Below are 15,441 nucleotides of genomic sequence, written 5' to 3'. Positions count from 1 at the left end.
ATGTCCCATCTCCTCGATGACGACGGCGTCTCGAACCCGTCCCCGAACACCAATCTGACCGAACTCGTCGAACGCGCGATCGCGCGTTCGCCGGCCCGGCGTTCGATGCTCAAGTCAGGCCTGGGCCTTGCTGCGCTGTCCTTCATGGGCCTTGGGCTGAGCGCCTGCGGCAGCGATGGCGACGGCGGCGACGATGCGGCGACGCCGGCGCCGGTGCAGTCCTCCTTCAAGCCGATCGCGATCTCGATCGCTGACAACGTCCAGGTTCCCGAGGGCTACGTTGCGGAGCCTCTGCTGCGCTGGGGCGACCCGCTGGTCAATGGTGCGCCGGCCTGGATCGGCGACGGCAACGACACCTGGCAGGCGCAGGAGATGCAGTTCGGCGACAACTGCGACGGCAACTGGTTCTTCCCGTTCGCAGACGGCGCCGGCAAGCCGCGCAGCGATCGCGGCCTGTTCGTGTCGAACCACGAATACATCAACCCCGAGTACTTCTACGCTCCGGGCAACGACGCCGCCGACTGGCGCAACCCGTTCAGCTTCGACAAGGTCAAGAAGGCGCTCGCGGCCCACGGCGTGTCGGTTGCCGAAGTGCAGCGCGGCTCCGACGGCAAGTGGTCGATGGTGCAGGGCTCGGTCTACAACCGGCGCATCACCGGCTACACCCCGATGGACGTCACCGGTCCTGCTGCCGGCCATGCGTTGCTGCGCACTGCCGCCGACCCCTCGGGCAGCGAGGTGCTGGGCACGCTGAACAACTGCGCCGCCGGCTGGACGCCCTGGGGCACCTACGTGACCTGCGAGGAGAACTTCAACGGCTACTTCGGCTGGAACGGCGAGCGCACACCGAACGCGCTGGAGAACCGCTACGGCGTCGCCAGGGACGGCTTCGGCTACCGCTGGCACGAGGTGGATCCGCGCTTCGACGTCAACGCCACGCCCAACGAGCCGAACCGCCACGGCTGGATCGTCGAGATCGATCCCTTCAACCCGGCGTCCAAGCCGAAGAAGCGCACCGCGCTGGGCCGCTTCAAGCACGAGAACGCCGAGGTGGTGGTCGCCCCCAACGGCAAGGTGGTGGTCTACTCGGGCGACGACGAGCGCAACGAGTACATCTACAAGTTCGTCAGCGACCGCGCCTACAAGGCGGGCGACGCCGCCGGCAACCGCGACCTGCTGGAGTCCGGCACGCTGTACGTAGCGCGCTTCGACGCCGGCGCCACCGCCGGCGACCAGAAGGGCACGGGCGTGTGGATGCCGCTGGTGTTCGGCCAGAACGGCCTGACGCCGGAGAACGGCTTCGCCAGCCAGGCCGACGTGCTGATCCGCACCCGCCAGGCCGCCGATCGGCTCGGCGCCACGATGATGGACCGGCCCGAGTGGATCACGGCCAACCCGAAGAAGGCCGGCGAGGTCTACTGCGCGCTGACCAACAACAACCGGCGCGGCACCACGACCGCCTCGAGCAACAAGGCCGACGGCAGCACGGTGGCCGGCAGCGCCCGTCCGGCGGTCGACGACGCCAACCCGCGCGCCAACAACCTGTGGGGCTCGATCATCCGCTGGAACGAGGCTGGCGGCGACGTGACCGCGACGAGCTTCGACTGGGACATCTTCCTGATCGCCGGCAACCCGAAGAAGTACCCGGACCGCAGCGACCTGCGTTCGGGTTCGGCGGCGATCACCGTGGACAACCAGTTCAACAGTCCCGATGGCATCGGCTTCGACTTCCTGGGCCGGCTCTGGATCCAGACCGATGGCAGCTACAACAATTCCGGCGAGTACGACGGCCAGGGCAACAACCAGATGCTGATGGCCGACGTCCTCACCGGCGAGGTCAAGCGCTTCCTGGTCGGCCCCAGCGGCTGCGAGGTCACCGGGCTGACGTTCTCGCCGGACATGAAGACGATGTTCGTCGGCATCCAGCACCCGGGCGAGGTCGGCGGTCATCCCAACGCTCCGAAGAAGACCGACGGCAGCACCTACGGCGACAACGACATCGCGCGCGAGCCGACGAAGTTCTCGACCTGGCCGGACGGCGCGGCCGCCAGGCGTCCCCGCTCCACCGTGCTGGTGGTACGGCGCGCCGACGGGGGCGTGATCGGCACCTGAGTCTCGCGGGGCCGGCCGGGCGCCGCCCGGCGGGCTTCAGCGGGCCGCGGCGCGGTGACGCTGCCGCGCCGCGCGCACCAGCGTCACCGCGGCCACCGCAGCGACCCCGATCAGCACCAGCAGCACGTGATCGTAGTCGCCCAGCAGTTCCCAGAGCAGCGAGGCAGCCAGCGGGCCGGTCGCGGTCGCAGCAAGCACCGGGCGCGCGATCGCGCCCTGGATCCTGCCGTAGTGGCTGCGGCCCCACAGCTCCACCACCGCGCTGCCGCGCACGATGGTGATCAGCCCGTTGCCAAGGCCATAGGGCAGCGCGAACAGCGCCAGGATCCAGAAGGTCGTGCCTGCGGGCATCGACCACAGCAGCAGCAGCGCCAGGGGCAGGGTGCAGATCGCGATCACGCCCAGGTTCAGGATCGGCAGCCGGCGTCCCCAGCCAAGTTCGAGCAGCCGCCCGACCACCTGCATCGGCCCGATCATTGCGCCGATCAGCGCCGCGTCCGAAGTCGACAGCCCCTTGGCCTGCAGCAGCGCCATCAGGTGGGCCGACAGCGTGGAGAACAGCAGCGCGTGGCCGATGAAGCTCAGGCGAAGCGCCTTGAAGAGCGGGTCCTTGCGCACCGCCTCCGGGGCGGCTTCGGAGGGGGCCGGCGAGGGCGGAGCGGCCGCTGCAGCCGTCGCCGGCATTGCTGCCGTCCCGGCCCCGGCCGACGGTGCTCCAGCCGACGGTGCTCCAGCCGACGGTGCGGCAGCCGGCGGTACCGCCGGGCCCTCTGCGCCGAGGTCGGGTACCAGGAGCGCGTGCAGCGGCGCGCTCACCAGCAGGTTGAGCCCGGCGAGCACAAGCAGCGTGTCGCGCCAGCCCAGCCAGCCGATCAGCGCCTGCGTCAGCGGCCAGAAGATGGTGCCCGCCAGTCCGCCGAACAGGGTGACCAGCGTGATCGCCCGGCGCGGGTTGGCCCGGAATGCATGCGTGAGGACCACGAAGGTCGGCTCGTACAGCGTGCAGGCCATCGCTGCGCCCAGCCCCGCGTAGATCAGATAGAGCGCCGGGGCGGACTCGGCACGCGACAACGCGAACAGCAGCACTGCCACCGCAAGCGAGCCCGCGGTCATCAGCCGGCGTCCGCCGACGCGGTCGATGGTGGCCCCGACGCGGGGCGCGAGCAGCCCGGAACACAGCAGCGCCACCGAGAAGGCGCCGCCCACTGCGCCCCGGCCCAGGCCGAGGGCTTCCTGCATCGGCGCCATCAGGAAGCCGAAGCTGTAGAAGATCGAGCCCCAGCCGACGATCTGCGTGATGCCCAGCGCGACGATCAGCGACGCGCCGGGGTGGCGCTGCGCGCCCGCGGGGTTCACGCCTTGCCGGCGCGCACTTCCGCCGAGCGGTCCCAGAGGTTGGGCAGGCGCGCCGACGAATAGCCCGAGACGAAGTCGACGATGCGTCCGGCGTCGTCCAGGCGATGGCGGCGCACCGCGCCGATGTTGGCGCCGTAGACGTGGATGCTCACCGAGGGGCGGTCCTCCAGCGCATTGGCCACCAGGTGCCAGTCGCCCACGGTCGGCGACACCGCCTCGATCATTCCCGGCTTCATCGTGTGCTCCAGGCCGCGCGCCACGACGCTGCCTTCATTTGGCGCGTACTCGGTGCAGCGCTCGGCGCCGCGCAGCACGCCCACCAGCCCCCAGACGGTGTGGTCGTGGATCGGCGTGCGGTGGCCCGGGCCCCAGACGAAGCTGACCACGCAGAAGCGCTCCAGCGGGTCGCAGTGCAGCAGATATTGGCGGTAGGTGTCCACCGCGGGTTCGGCGAATTCGCCGGGCAGCCAGGCGTCGTCGGCGATCAGCGCGGCGAGCAGCTCGCGCCCGCGCGCCAGCAGGGTGGGCTCGTCGGCGGTCCGGTCGACCAGGCGGGTCATGCCGGTGACGAACTCGCGCAGCGGCGCGATGCGGTCGGTGGGGGAAGGCGGGACGGGCGGCGGCACTGCGTGTTCTCCTTCGGGAGCGCTGGCCCGGCCTTCGGGCAACGGCGCAGGGACGAGCGTAGCGCAAACGCGGGCGGCGCATCGCCGACGCCCGGGCGAAACGAACTTGAGACTGCGACCGGTCGGAAGATCTGCCGCGGCCGATCGGAGCGAGCTTCGCGGCCGATCCCGAAAACAGAACGCCGCGGCCGGAAACTTCCCGGCGCGCGGCGCTCCTGCTCTGAACGCCGCCCCGTCGAGGGCGGTGTCCAGATTCCGTCGATCAGGCGCGGATCACTTGCCCTGCCACTTCGGCGCGCGCTTCTCGGCGAAGGCGGCAGCGCCTTCGCGGGCGTCGGCGGAGGTGAAGACCGGCGCGATGATCTCGGCCTGCTTCTTCCACATTTCCTCGGCGTGCCAGTCGAAGGACTCGGCGACGATGCGCTTGCTCGCGGCGATCGCCAGCGGGCCGTTGGCGGTGATGCGGGCGGCCATCTCGATCGCGCCCTGCAGCGCCTGGCCCTTGGGCACCAGCTTGTTCACCAGGCCGAAGCGGTGGGCATCGGCGGCCGGCATGTGGTCGCCGGTCAGCACGTACTCCATCGCCACGTGGTAGGGGATGCGGCGCGGCAGGCGGATGACGCCGCCGGCAGCGGCGACCAGGCCGCGCTTGACCTCGGGCACGCCGAACTTGGCGTCTTCGGCGGCAATGATCAGGTCGCAGGCCAGCGCGAGTTCGAAGCCGCCTGCCAGCGCGTAGCCCTCGACTGCCGCGATGATCGGCTTCCTCGGCGGGCGCTCGGTGATGCCGCCGAAGCCGCGGCCCTCGACGCTGGGACGCTCGCCGCGCAGGAAGCCCTTGAGGTCCATGCCGGAGCAGAAGGTGCCGCCGGCGCCGGTCAGGATGGCAACGGTGAGGTCGGCGCGGCTCTCGAGCTCGTCGATCGCGGCGGCGATGCCCTCGGCCGCGGCCTTGCTCATCGCGTTCTTCGCCTCGGGGCGGTTGATGGTGATGATCTGGATGCCGTTCTCGGCCTTGACGATCACTTCGCTGGTCATGTCGCGGTTCTCCTGTGAAAGGTTGGATCTGGAAGAGGGCAATGGCTGGACCTGCCCGGGCCCGGATAGCCCATAAGAATGCCCGAGGCGCCGGGCGGAGTCGAATCGGGGCGGTTCGTTCGACGGGGTTCGACCCCGCGGCCGGAGCCGCGCGCGGCCTGCCGGAATTTCCGTACCATTCGCAGCCGGACCCCGGGTTCCGACCACCCCCGCACGACCGTCCCCGCCACACGATTCCGATCGCCCCTGCCGCCCGTGAACCGCCCCATCCGCAGCAGTGCCACCTTGCCGGCTCCGGACCGGTCTTCCGGCCCGTGACCGTGACTTTGCACGGGCCCTGGGTGCCGCCCGGGGGCCTGGCCTTCATCGACCTGGAGACCACCGGCGGCCCCGCTCAGCGCGAATCGATCACCGAGATCGGCATCGTCGAGGTGGACGGGAACGAGGTGCGCGAGTGGTCCAGCCTGGTGCGGCCCGGCATGCGCATCTCGCCGCACGTGGCGCGCCTGACCGGGATCGACGACGCGATGCTGGCCGACGCGCCGCCCTTCGAGGCGCTGGCGGGCGAAGTGTTCGATCGCCTGCAGGGCCGGCTGCTCGTCGCGCATAACGCGCGCTTCGACCACGGGCACCTGCGCGCCGCCCTGCGCCGCGCAGGGATGGACTTCAGGCCGCGGGTGCTGTGCACGCTGAAGCTGTCGCGGCTGCTGTTCCCCGAGGAGCGGCTGCACGGTCTGGATGTGCTGGTCGAGCGCCATGGGCTGCAGTCGCCGGGGCGGCATCGCGCGCTGGGCGATGCGCGCCTGCTGTGGCAGTTCTGGCAGCGGCTGCATGAGCGCATGGCGCCGGGTACGATCCGTGACGCGGTGCGCGAGCTGGCTGGCCGTTCAACGCTGCCGCCGCACCTTGACCAGGCTGCGCTGGACGACATGCCCGACGCCCCCGGGGTCTACCTCTTCTATGGAGAGAACGAACTGCCGCTCTACGTGGGCAAGAGCCTGCGCCTGCGCGAGCGCGTCATGTCGCATTTCTCGGCGGATCATCGCGACGACCGCGAGCTGAGCCTGAGCCAGCAGGTGCGGCGCATCGACTGGATATGCGCCGAGGGCGAGATCGGCGCGCTGCTCGAGGAGGCGCAGTTGGTCAAGCGCCTGCAGCCGACCCACAACCGCCAGCTGCGCCGCAATCGCGAGCTGTGCGCCTGGCGGCTGTCCGGCGACACCGACGCCGGGACCGGGACCGGGACCGGGCCGCGGATCGAGCTGGTTCATGCCGGCGACCTGGCCTTCGGACGCCAGGACCGGCTCTACGGCCTGTTCCGCAGCCGCCGCGAGGCCACCGAGCGGCTGCGCGCGCTGGCCGCCGAGCATGCGCTGTGCCCGGCGCTGCTCGGGCTGGAGAAGCTGCCGCCCGGGCGGCGCTGCTTCGCCCGCCAGCTGGGCAGGTGCCGTGGCGCCTGCTGCGGCGACGAGCCGCGGCAGGCGCACGGCCTGCGCCTGCTAGAGGCGCTGCGCGGGCTGGAGGTGCAGGCCTGGCCGCACGAGGGCCCGGTGGCGCTGCGCGAAGGCGCCACGCTGCACGTGCTCGACGGCTGGCGCTACCTGGGCGCCGCGCGCGACGAGGAGCAGGCCGCGGCGCTGCTGCGCAGCGGCCGTCCCGCTTTCGACCTCGACATCCATCGGATCCTGCGCAAGGCGATGGAACGCCTGGGGCCGCCGATTCCGCTGGACGCGTGCGCAGGCGGCTCGGCCGGCGCACGCGCGACCGGCGGAGCGGGCGGCGCCCGAAGGCGGACGCCCGCCGCCGTTCCTGGCCGTCAGCCGCGCGCCAGCGTCACCCCGCCGTCGACCACCACGGTCTCGCCCACCACGAAATCGCCCGCCCGCGAAGCCAGGTAGATCGCGGCCGCGGCCATGTCCTCCTCGGTGCCCACGCGGCCGGCGGGCACCCGCTTGGCCACCTGCTCGGCGTTGTCGCGCGCGTCCACGTTCATCTCGGAACCGAAGGGGCCCGGCGCGATCCCCGAGACCACCACGTTGTCTCGGATCAGCTCCATCGCCATCCGCTTGGTGAGGTGCAGGATGCCGGCCTTGCTCGCGGAGTAGGCGTAGGTGTGCCACATGTTGACCGAGATGCCATCGATCGACGAGACGTTGATCACCTTGGCCGGACGCGACTTCGCCGCGGCGCGCAGCTGCGGCGCCAGCGCCTGCGTGAGGAAGAAGGGCGTCTTCATGTTGAGGTTCACGGTCTTGTCCCAGCCGCTCTCGGGGAACTCGTCGAAGGGCGCGGCCCAGGCGGCGCCGGCGTTGTTCACCAGGATGTCGAGCGCCGGCTCGCGTTTCGCGATCTCGGCGGCCAGCGCGCGGATGCCGTCCATCCTGGAGACGTCGCCGGGGATGGAGACGCAGTCGCCCAGCGCCGAGAGTTCGGCCGCCGCGGCGTCGCACTGCTCTGCCTTGCGCGAAGTGATGTAGACGCGCCTGGCGCCCTGGCCCAGCAGGCCCTTGACGATCATCTTGCCGATGCCGCGCGAGCCGCCGGTGACCAGGGCCACGCGGCCTTCGAGCGAGAAGAGTTTCGAGGTGTCCATGGTGAGTCTCCTTGTGTTCAACGTGTTCGATACGCTTGGCGGCGCCGGAGTCCCGCATGACTCTGGGGCCGTGCAGCGACTCAAAGGTGTGTGTCAGAGCCGATAGATCTCGCGCCGGTGGCCGATCCGGATCACTTCGACCACGATGTGCAGGTCGTCGATCGAGTAGACGATCCGGTAGCGGCCCTGCCTGATCCGCCAAAGCGTCTGGCCGGCCAGACGCTCCGAGCCTTCGGGGCGAGGGGTGTCGCGCAAGGCTTCGATGCGCTCGAGAATCCGGCGCACGTCTGCCACGGGAACTCCGCGCAGGTCCTTTGCAACCGAAGGCTTGAAGCGCAGCTCAAAGCGTGCCATCGGCCTTGAGCTTGCCCAGGAATGCCTCGTAGCTGATCGTGGGTTCCTCGGCCCGCAGCGCAGCGCTGCGCAGGTCTTCCTCGTCTTCGCGCAGGGACTCGCGCACTGCTTCGGTGACGAGCTCGGAGATCGAGCGGCGCGTGAGCGCGGCCTTGAAACGCAGGGCCCTGTGAAGCTCCGAATCGAGGTAGATGGTTGCGCGGGTGGTCGATGGGGAGTCCATCAGTTGCTCCAGGGGGCATGAATCGATTCTGTCGTTTTGGCATCATGACGTCAAGACGGCTTGGCGTCTGCCCGCTCCGGTATCTTGCCGCTCATGTGGGAATCCTTCGTCGAAGCGCTCCGTGCCCAGCTGGCCAACCAGATGGTGGCCGGAGCGATCGCGCTGGGCCTGGTCGGCGTGCTGGCGGCAGCCTTGCGCAAGGTGCCGGGCGCGCTGTGGTCGCAGGCGAAGCGCGCCTTCGTGGTCACCGCCACGCTGGACAGCCGCAACGACCTCTTCCCCGCCTTCGTCGCCTGGATGGACGAGCAGCGCTTCGGCCGGCGCAGCCGCTGGTTCAGCGTGGTGCAGGCGCCGCCCGCGGTGGCCGGCGACGACGCCGAAGCCGACGACGCGCCGCCGCTGCAGTACAGCCCCGCGCCCGGCTTCCACCTGTTCTGGTACCGCGGCCGCCTGATGTGGCTGCACCGGGACATCGCGATGAACCTGCAGGTGGTGGAGACCATCCGGCTGGGCGCGCTGTTCGCCAGCCGGCGGCTGATGGAGGAACTGATGGAGGGCGTGGTGCGGCACGCCGGCGCGCGCCGCGCGCATCGGCTGTCGCTCTACACGATCGACCGCTGGGGCGAGCAGTGGCACCTGTCCGACACCAAGCCGCGCCGCAGCCTGGATTCCGTGGTGCTCGACGAAGGCGTGGCCCGCCGCCTGCACGACGACATCCACGAGTTCTTCGACCGCCGCGACTGGTACGCGCAGCTGGGCATTCCCTGGCGCCGCGGCTACCTGCTGCACGGCCCGCCGGGCACCGGCAAGACCAGCGTGGCCTATGCGCTGGCCGGCGAGCTGCGCCTGAAGCTGTGCACGCTGTCGCTGACCAACCCCAAGCTCAACGATCACACGCTGTCGGACCTGCTGCAGCGCACGCCGCCGCGCTCGCTGATCCTGATCGAGGACATCGACGCCTTCTTCAAGGCCCGCGACAAGCAGGATGCCCGCATCGAAGTGAGCTTCTCGGGGCTGCTGAACGCGCTGGACGGCGTGGCTGCGCAGGAAGGCCGCATCGTGGTGCTGACCACCAACCACCGCGAGCGGCTCGACCCCGCGCTGATCCGCCCGGGCCGCATCGACGTCGAGGTGGAGCTGGGCAACGCCAGCGCCGAGCAGCTGCGCGGCCTGCTGCTGCGCTTCCATCCCGAGGCCGGCGAGCGCGCCGCGCGGCTGGCGAGCGACTACCCGCCGGGCGTGCTGTCGCCTGCGCAGGTGCAGCAGATCCTGATCGAGGCCGACAGCCTGGACGAGGCCGAGGCGGCGCTGCGCGCGGCCTGGCGGGCGAAGGGCGCCGGCGACGGCGGGTGATCCGGCGGGCGGTTTGCCGATTGCGCAGGGACACGCCTCGCCCGCATCAGAAGGCCGCTGCGAACGCCGCGGGCTCGATCACCCGGCCGCCCATGCCGGGGTCTCGCAGCAGCAGTTTGTCCCCGGTGACCAGGAGCAGCTCCGGGCGCGCCGCAAGCAGCTCCCAAAGCAGCTGATCGCCGGGGTCGGGAGCGGGTCGAGCCGGAGCGGGAGCGAGCACGATCGCGTTGAATGCGATGTCGGTCAGCAGGGCGTCGATCTCCGTGACGCTGAGCCCGTGCAGTTTGCACAGCTGCGGCCGCACGAGCACCGTGCGGTACTCCGCGAGGAGGGCTTCGGACAGGGCATACGTGAATGCTCCAGTCAGCATCCCGTCGAGGATCCTGGCAACGGGCGAAGCGGCGTTGCCCGTCAGGAGGCCGGCCACGACGACGTTGGTATCGACGATGACCGCCTGCCTGCTCATGGCTTCGCGCGGACCGTGCGCACTTGGTCGAGGGCCACCGACATCGCCTCGTCTTCGGTCATGCTGCTGCGCGCGCGCGCGCGCCGCACGAGCTCGCGCGCATCTTCGCGGGACTTGATGCCGTAGAACTCGAGGCTCTCGTCGATGAGTTGGCCGATGGTCTTGTCGCGTTGCGCAGCGGCCTCCTTGAGCGCCCGGTAGCGGGCCTCCGAAAGCGTGATGGTCAGACGGCTCATGGCGATCTCACATTGATGTAAAAACACCAATATGCTACCGAAATTGGCGGCATTTTTATCCAATAGTTCAAGGATGATTGTAGACTTACGGGCCGCTTACGCGATCCATGCGTGCGGCGACCTGCCCTACCTGCCCCGGAGAAATCCATGAAACGCCTCCACGTCCGCCAGCATGTCGACGACCGCGCCGAACTCGCCGGCATGAAGGCCCGGGCCGATGCTCGGCCCGGCGCCGGCCGCTGATCCCATGGGTCTCTTCGAGCGTTACCTCACCGTCTGGGTCGGGCTGGGCATCCTCGCGGGCGTCGGCCTGGGGCTGGCGGCCCCGGGGCTGTTCGAGGCGGTGGCGCGCATCGAGTTCGCCCACGTCAACCTGGTGGTCGCGCTGTTCATCTGGGTGATGATCTATCCGATGATGATCCAGATCGACCTCGCGGCAGTGAAGGACGTCGGGCGGCGGCCGCGCGGCCTGCTGCTCACGCTGGTCGTCAACTGGCTGATCAAGCCGTTCACGATGGCGGCGCTGGCGGTGCTCTTCTTCGAGCACGTCTTCGCGCCCTGGGTCGATCCCGCGTCGGCGTCCGAATACATCGCCGGGATGATTCTGCTGGGCGTCGCGCCCTGCACCGCGATGGTTTTCGTCTGGAGCCAGCTGGTCAAGGGCGATCCGAACTACACGCTGGTGCAGGTGTCGGTGAACGACCTGGTGATGGTGTTCGCCTTCGCGCCGATCGCAGCCTTCCTGCTGGGGGTCACCGACGTCACCGTGCCCTGGGAGACGCTGCTGCTCAGCACCATCCTCTACGTGGTGCTGCCGCTGATCGCTGGCGCGCTCACCCGGCGGGTCTGGCTGCGGCAGGGGCAGACGCGGCTGGCGCGCGGGGTGGCCGCGCTCAAGCCCTGGTCGGTGGTCGGGCTGATCGCCACCGTCGTGCTGCTGTTCGGTTTCCAGGCGGGGACGCTGGTGTCGAAGCCGCTGGTGATCGCGCTGATCGCGGTGCCGCTGATCCTGCAGAGCTACGGAGTCTTCTTCATCAGCGCGCTCGGCGCGCGCCTGCTGCGGCTGCCGCACGCGATCGCCGCGCCGGCCTGCCTGATCGGCACCTCCAATTTCTTCGAGCTGGCGGTGGCGGTGGCAATCTCGCTGTTCGGCCTGAGTTCGGGCGCGGCCCTGGCCACCGTGGTCGGCGTGCTGGTCGAGGTGCCGGTGATGCTGTCGCTGGTGGCGATTGCCAACCGCACGCGGCACTGGTTTCCGGCGGTCGGCCGGGTGTAGATCCCGCAACGATGTGCTGCCGCACTTCATTCGCAATCCAGGCGGGGCGATGAACGAACCCAAGGCGAAGATGCAGTTCGAACTCCAGGCGGTGCGCGTCGACGCGCACGGCAGTCTTGCCCGGTGCAAGGACGCCGAGATCATGCTGGATACGGATCTCGGCGGCCGCACCGACGCAATGAATCCTGCAGAGCTGCTGCTGGCGGCGCTGGCCGCCTGCATGATCAAGGGGATCGAACGGGTCACCCCGATCCTGAAGTTCCGCCTCCAGGGGGTGCGTGTCAGGGTTCACGGCGTGCGCCAGGATGCCCCTCCGGCCATGGAGTCCATCGACTACGAGATCGTGGTCGACACCGACGAGGACGATCGCCGGCTCGCCCTGCTGCACGAGAACGTGCGCAAGTACGGCACCGTCTTCAACACCGTCGCGCCCGGAACCCGTCTGTCGGGAACGATGCGCCGGGGCGGCTGAGCGGCACACTTGCAGGCACTGCCAATGGAACTCTTCTTGCAGCTCCTCGCCGGCGGCGCCGGCAACCTGGCGGCCTACCTGGCTGCCCACGTGCTGCTGTGCCTGCTGCCGGCCTTCTTCATCGCCGGGGCCATGGCCGCACTGATCCCCAAGGCCAGCATCACGCGCTGGCTGGGGCGCACCGCTGCGCCGTACGTCTCCTACCCGGCTGCGGCCGCCGCGGGCTCGCTGCTGGCGGTCTGCTCCTGCACCATCGTCCCGCTGTTCGCCGGCATCTACCGCAAGGGCTCGGGCCTCGGGCCGGCCATCACCTTCCTGTTCTTCGCGCCGGCCGGCAACATCATGGCGCTCGCCTACACGGGCAGCGTGCTGGGTGCGGAGTTCGCCTTCGCGCGCTTCCTGCTGAGCCTGGTCTTCGGCATCGGCATCGGGCTGCTGATGGCGCTGATCTTCTGGCGAGACGACGCAGCCCACGACGCGCAGACCGACACGCTGTTCGCGGAGAAGGCGCGCATCGCGCCGGCGGCCGTGGGGGTGCTGCTTTCGCTGATCGTCCTGCTGATCGCCGGCACGCTCAAGCTCTGGCCGCTGACTGCCACCGTGGCCAGCATCGATCTTCCGTTGTCGTGGGCGCAGGCCTGGCAGGAAACGCTGCTGCGCTGGGTGCCCTTCGACGAGGCCAAGGGCGAGGAGGGCGTCAGCGTGCAGGGCTCGCTGCTGATCGCGCTGCTGGTGGCGATCGGGCTGACCGCCTGGAAGGGCATGGAGGACATCGTCGAGGGCGCCAACCGCTGGACCTGGGTGGCGCTGGGGCTGGCCGCACTCACGCTCGTGGTCGCCGCGCTGCGCTTCACCCCGCATGCCGGCGGCCTGGAGATCGGGTTCACCGGCCGCGCCTTCGCGGTGGCCCTTGCGATCTGGTCGGTACTGAGCTTCGCAAAGCGCCTGCCCCCCGAGGACTGGCAGAGCTGGCTCTGGGAGGCCTGGCGCTTCGTCAAGCAGATCTTCCTGCTGCTGGTGGTGGGGGTCTTCATCGTCGGCATCGTTCGCGAACTCATCCGGCCGGAGTGGATCCAGGCGCTCGCTGGCCGCAACGACCTGCTCGCCAACGTGGTGGCGGTGGTCTTCGGCGTCTTCATGTACTTCCCGACGCTGGTCGAGGTCCCGGTGGCGCGGATGTTCCTGGACCTGGGAATGCACCCGGGCCCGCTGCTCGCCTACCTGATGTCCGACCCCGAGCTCAGCCTGCAGAGCATCCTGATGGTGGCGGCGGTCATCGGCCGGCCCAAGACCTTCGCCTACGTCGGGCTGGTGGCGATCTTCAGCATCGTCGCGGGCCTGGTGTACGGTGCGTGGGTCGACGGCGCGAGCGTTGCGGGCATCGGGCTCGGCCTGCTGGGCTTCCTGTTCGTCCTCGCGTTCGTCCTGGGCTGGCTGCACCGGCGCAGGCAGGCCGCGGTCCGTACCACCTGACACACCCTCGGAGAACACATCATGCTCACCGTCAAGATCCTCGGTTCCGGCTGCGCCAACTGCAGGAAACTGGAGGCGGTTGCGCGCGAGGCCGCTGCCGGCGCGGGCCTCGAGGCCGAGTTCGTCAAGGTCACCGACATGAAGGCAATCATGGCCTACGATCTGCTGGCCACACCGGGGCTCGTCATCGACGAGAAGCTGGTCAGCAGCGGGCGGATTCCCACTCAAGCCGAAGTGCGGGGGTGGATGGGCGCCTGAGCCTCGCGCGGGGTGCATTGCCGCAGGCCCCAACTGATGCAGCCTGCTATGTCTTCGGCAGTGCAGCGGCCACGTCTCGAAACGACGCCAGCGCCGCCTCCAGGTGCTCGATGATCTCCTGCTGCAGAACGTCGGGCGGCGGCAGGTCGTCGAGGTTGTCCAGGCTGTCGTCCTTCAGCCAGAAGACGTCGAGGCTGGCCTTGTCGCGCGCGATCAGTTCGTCGTACGGGTAGTACCTGAACCGTTCGGTCTCCTGACGCTCGTGGCGGTTCGCCGGGTTGTAGCAGCTGATGAAATTCTGCAGGTCGTCGAAGCGCAGCGGCCGCGTCTTCAGCGTGAAGTGCCGGTTGGTGCGCAGGTCGTAGAACCAGACGCCCTTCGTGTGGATCCGGCCGTCCCGGGGTGCATTGTCGAAGAACACCACGTTGGCCTTTACCCCCTGCGCGTAGAAGATGCCCGTGGGCAGGCGCAGGATGGTGTGCACGTCGCAGGTCTCCAGCAGCTTGCGGCGGATCTTCGCGCCGGCGCCGCCCTCGAACAGCACGTTGTCGGGCAGCACCACCGCGGCCTTGCCGTCCGCCTTCAGCATGCTCACGATGTGCTGCAGGAAGTTGAGCTGCTTGTTCGACGTGGTCTCCCAGAAGTCCTGGCGCTCGTAGGTGAGCGCGTCGCGGTCTTCCTCGCCCTCCTCGTTGGTGATGGTCATGCTGCTCTTCTTGCCGAAGGGCGGGTTGGCCAGCACGTAATCCACCTTGTGCCTAGGCTCCGCGATCAGCGCGTCCGAGCGCTCGACCGCGGGCTCCCCGTCCAGTTCGCCGATGTTGTGCAGGAACAGGTTCATCAGGCACATGCGGCGCGTATTGGCGACGATCTCGTTGCCGACGAAGGCCTGGTTGCGCAGGAAGGCCTTCTGCGCCTTGTTCAGGCTGGCGCCGGGGCGCGTGAGCCACTGGTAGGCGCCGAGGAAGAAGCCCCCGGTGCCGCACGCCGGGTCGGCAATTGACTTGCCCGGTTCGGGGCGCAGGCATTCGACCATTGCCCGGATCAGCGGCCGCGGAGTGAAGTACTGGCCGGCGCCGCTCTTGGTGTCCTCGGCATTCTTCTGCAGCAGGCCTTCGTAGAGGTCGCCCTTGGTGTCGGCGTCCATGCCCACCCAGCTCTGCTCGTCGATCATCTGCACCAGGCGCGAGAGCTTGGCGGGGTCCTGGATCTTGTTCTGCGCCTTGAAGAAGATGGCGCCCAGCATGCCCGTCTGCTTCCCGAGGGCATGCAGCGTTGCCAGGTACTGGGCCTCCAGCGGTTCGCCGACCTTGCTGCGCAGGCTGGCCCAGTCGTGTTCGGCGGGGATGCGGGTGTCCCGGTTGTAGGGCTCCTGCGCGTACTCGTCGGCCATCTTCAGGAACAGCAGGTAGGTGAGTTGTTCCAGGTAGTCGCCATAGCCCACGCCGTCGTCACGCAGCGTGTGGCAGAAGTTCCAGACTTTCTGGATGAGGGTCGAGGTGTTCATCGGGGTTTGGTGTCCGGGCGCTCGGTCATCAAGTACCCGTCAAGTACCTGATGACCTGCAAGCTGTTGATTGGATGAGAGTTTCTGTTCTCCGCGGCT

General features: G+C 69.2%; 16 protein-coding genes. 7 read left to right on the top strand and 9 right to left on the bottom strand.

From position 1 onward, the window contains the following. Positions 1 to 2,112 (top strand): PhoX family protein, encoded by a 2,112-nt coding sequence (locus tag HNQ70_RS15700; protein ID WP_183969432.1) that lies wholly within the window; start codon positions 1 to 3, stop codon positions 2,110 to 2,112. 36 nt (positions 2,113 to 2,148) lie between these two features. On the opposite strand, the gene HNQ70_RS15695 is transcribed toward HNQ70_RS15700, so the two are convergent. From HNQ70_RS15695 to HNQ70_RS15685, 3 genes are all read right to left on the bottom strand, one after another. Beyond that, entirely contained in the window at positions 2,149 to 3,468 is a 1,320-nt protein-coding gene (locus HNQ70_RS15695) for an MFS transporter (protein WP_183969430.1), read from the bottom strand. Next, on the bottom strand, positions 3,465 to 4,028 hold the full coding sequence (locus HNQ70_RS15690; RefSeq protein WP_183969921.1) for a cysteine dioxygenase family protein: 564 nt from the start codon (positions 4,026 to 4,028) through the stop codon (positions 3,465 to 3,467). The genes HNQ70_RS15695 and HNQ70_RS15690 overlap by 4 nt, the downstream gene beginning before the upstream one ends. A 339-nt stretch (positions 4,029 to 4,367) precedes the next feature. Further along, positions 4,368 to 5,132 carry a crotonase/enoyl-CoA hydratase family protein gene (locus HNQ70_RS15685; RefSeq protein ID WP_183969428.1) on the bottom strand — a complete coding sequence of 255 codons (765 nt, stop codon included), beginning with the start codon at positions 5,130 to 5,132 and terminating at the stop codon, positions 4,368 to 4,370. 314 nt (positions 5,133 to 5,446) lie between these two features. Between HNQ70_RS15685 and HNQ70_RS15680 the strand changes: the two genes are divergently transcribed. Beyond that, the gene (locus HNQ70_RS15680) at positions 5,447 to 7,030 is read left to right on the top strand and encodes a 3'-5' exonuclease family protein (protein ID WP_343060803.1); all 1,584 of its coding nucleotides are present in this window, start codon (positions 5,447 to 5,449) and stop codon (positions 7,028 to 7,030) included. On the opposite strand, the gene HNQ70_RS15675 is transcribed toward HNQ70_RS15680, so the two are convergent. The 3 genes from HNQ70_RS15675 to HNQ70_RS15665 all read right to left on the bottom strand — a co-directional run bounded on the left by HNQ70_RS15675 (position 6,949) and on the right by HNQ70_RS15665 (position 8,302). Continuing rightward, on the bottom strand, positions 6,949 to 7,725 hold the full coding sequence (locus tag HNQ70_RS15675) for an SDR family NAD(P)-dependent oxidoreductase (protein ID WP_183969424.1): 777 nt from the start codon (positions 7,723 to 7,725) through the stop codon (positions 6,949 to 6,951). The genes HNQ70_RS15680 and HNQ70_RS15675 overlap by 82 nt on opposite strands. A 93-nt stretch (positions 7,726 to 7,818) precedes the next feature. Next, complete coding sequence (locus HNQ70_RS15670; protein ID WP_183969422.1) at positions 7,819 to 8,079, bottom strand: type II toxin-antitoxin system RelE family toxin; 261 nt, start codon at positions 8,077 to 8,079, stop codon at positions 7,819 to 7,821. Next, on the bottom strand, positions 8,066 to 8,302 hold the full coding sequence (locus tag HNQ70_RS15665) for a CopG family transcriptional regulator (RefSeq protein WP_183969420.1): 237 nt from the start codon (positions 8,300 to 8,302) through the stop codon (positions 8,066 to 8,068). The genes HNQ70_RS15670 and HNQ70_RS15665 overlap by 14 nt, the downstream gene beginning before the upstream one ends. A 93-nt stretch (positions 8,303 to 8,395) precedes the next feature. Here HNQ70_RS15665 and HNQ70_RS15660 point away from each other — a divergent pair, with 93 nt between their 5' ends. Beyond that, positions 8,396 to 9,655, top strand: coding sequence for an AAA family ATPase (locus HNQ70_RS15660; RefSeq protein ID WP_183969418.1), 1,260 nt, complete (start codon positions 8,396 to 8,398; stop codon positions 9,653 to 9,655). A gap of 46 nt (positions 9,656 to 9,701) precedes the next feature. Here the strand turns inward: HNQ70_RS15660 and HNQ70_RS15655 are convergent, their stop codons facing one another. Both HNQ70_RS15655 and HNQ70_RS15650 read right to left on the bottom strand, forming a co-directional pair. Beyond that, positions 9,702 to 10,121, bottom strand: coding sequence for a PIN domain-containing protein (locus tag HNQ70_RS15655; RefSeq protein WP_183969416.1), 420 nt, complete (start codon positions 10,119 to 10,121; stop codon positions 9,702 to 9,704). After that, a complete protein-coding gene (locus HNQ70_RS15650; RefSeq protein ID WP_183969414.1) occupies positions 10,118 to 10,357 on the bottom strand; it encodes a CopG family transcriptional regulator in 240 nt (79 codons plus the stop codon). Before HNQ70_RS15650 ends, HNQ70_RS15655 begins: the two co-directional genes overlap by 4 nt. Before the next feature lie 247 nt (positions 10,358 to 10,604). Between HNQ70_RS15650 and arsB the strand changes: the two genes are divergently transcribed. Genes arsB through HNQ70_RS15630 form a run of 4 tightly spaced genes read left to right on the top strand, consistent with a single transcriptional unit; the run spans position 10,605 to position 13,836 of the window. After that, complete coding sequence (gene arsB, locus HNQ70_RS15645; RefSeq protein WP_183969412.1) at positions 10,605 to 11,633, top strand: ACR3 family arsenite efflux transporter; 1,029 nt, start codon at positions 10,605 to 10,607, stop codon at positions 11,631 to 11,633. A 49-nt stretch (positions 11,634 to 11,682) separates the two neighbouring features. Beyond that, positions 11,683 to 12,105, top strand: a complete 423-nt coding sequence (locus tag HNQ70_RS15640; protein ID WP_183969410.1) for an OsmC family protein — start codon at positions 11,683 to 11,685, stop codon at positions 12,103 to 12,105. A 24-nt stretch (positions 12,106 to 12,129) separates the two neighbouring features. Beyond that, positions 12,130 to 13,578 (top strand): permease, encoded by a 1,449-nt coding sequence (locus tag HNQ70_RS15635; RefSeq protein WP_183969408.1) that lies wholly within the window; start codon positions 12,130 to 12,132, stop codon positions 13,576 to 13,578. Positions 13,579 to 13,599: 21 nt separating this feature from the next. Further along, positions 13,600 to 13,836 (top strand): thioredoxin family protein, encoded by a 237-nt coding sequence (locus tag HNQ70_RS15630; RefSeq protein WP_183969406.1) that lies wholly within the window; start codon positions 13,600 to 13,602, stop codon positions 13,834 to 13,836. 46 nt (positions 13,837 to 13,882) lie between these two features. Here the strand turns inward: HNQ70_RS15630 and HNQ70_RS15625 are convergent, their stop codons facing one another. Continuing rightward, the gene (locus tag HNQ70_RS15625) at positions 13,883 to 15,343 is read right to left on the bottom strand and encodes a class I SAM-dependent DNA methyltransferase (RefSeq protein WP_183969404.1); all 1,461 of its coding nucleotides are present in this window, start codon (positions 15,341 to 15,343) and stop codon (positions 13,883 to 13,885) included. Positions 15,344 to 15,441: the final 98 nt, after the last annotated feature.

The sequence above is a fragment of the Quisquiliibacterium transsilvanicum genome (genome assembly GCF_014202215.1).
In the GTDB taxonomy this organism is placed as follows: Bacteria; Pseudomonadota; Gammaproteobacteria; order Burkholderiales; family Burkholderiaceae_E; genus Quisquiliibacterium; species Quisquiliibacterium transsilvanicum.
This window is presented reverse-complemented; position numbering and strand designations above follow the sequence as displayed.

Excerpts from the sequence above, each read along its gene's own strand:
- HNQ70_RS15685 (WP_183969428.1), bottom strand. The coding sequence starts at position 5,132 with ATGACCAGCGAAGTGATCGTCAAGGCCGAGAACGGCATCCAGATCATC.
- HNQ70_RS15635 (WP_183969408.1), top strand. The coding sequence starts at position 12,130 with ATGGAACTCTTCTTGCAGCTCCTCGCCGGCGGCGCCGGCAACCTGGCG.
- HNQ70_RS15670 (WP_183969422.1), bottom strand. The coding sequence starts at position 8,079 with ATGGCACGCTTTGAGCTGCGCTTCAAGCCTTCGGTTGCAAAGGACCTG.
- HNQ70_RS15675 (WP_183969424.1), bottom strand. The coding sequence starts at position 7,725 with ATGGACACCTCGAAACTCTTCTCGCTCGAAGGCCGCGTGGCCCTGGTC.
- arsB (WP_183969412.1), top strand. The coding sequence starts at position 10,605 with ATGGGTCTCTTCGAGCGTTACCTCACCGTCTGGGTCGGGCTGGGCATC.
- HNQ70_RS15650 (WP_183969414.1), bottom strand. The coding sequence starts at position 10,357 with ATGAGCCGTCTGACCATCACGCTTTCGGAGGCCCGCTACCGGGCGCTC.
- HNQ70_RS15640 (WP_183969410.1), top strand. The coding sequence starts at position 11,683 with ATGAACGAACCCAAGGCGAAGATGCAGTTCGAACTCCAGGCGGTGCGC.
- HNQ70_RS15700 (WP_183969432.1), top strand. The coding sequence starts at position 1 with ATGTCCCATCTCCTCGATGACGACGGCGTCTCGAACCCGTCCCCGAAC.
- HNQ70_RS15690 (WP_183969921.1), bottom strand. The coding sequence starts at position 4,028 with ATGACCCGCCTGGTCGACCGGACCGCCGACGAGCCCACCCTGCTGGCG.
- HNQ70_RS15665 (WP_183969420.1), bottom strand. The coding sequence starts at position 8,302 with ATGGACTCCCCATCGACCACCCGCGCAACCATCTACCTCGATTCGGAG.
- HNQ70_RS15625 (WP_183969404.1), bottom strand. The coding sequence starts at position 15,343 with ATGAACACCTCGACCCTCATCCAGAAAGTCTGGAACTTCTGCCACACG.
- HNQ70_RS15655 (WP_183969416.1), bottom strand. The coding sequence starts at position 10,121 with ATGAGCAGGCAGGCGGTCATCGTCGATACCAACGTCGTCGTGGCCGGC.
- HNQ70_RS15630 (WP_183969406.1), top strand. The coding sequence starts at position 13,600 with ATGCTCACCGTCAAGATCCTCGGTTCCGGCTGCGCCAACTGCAGGAAA.
- HNQ70_RS15660 (WP_183969418.1), top strand. The coding sequence starts at position 8,396 with ATGTGGGAATCCTTCGTCGAAGCGCTCCGTGCCCAGCTGGCCAACCAG.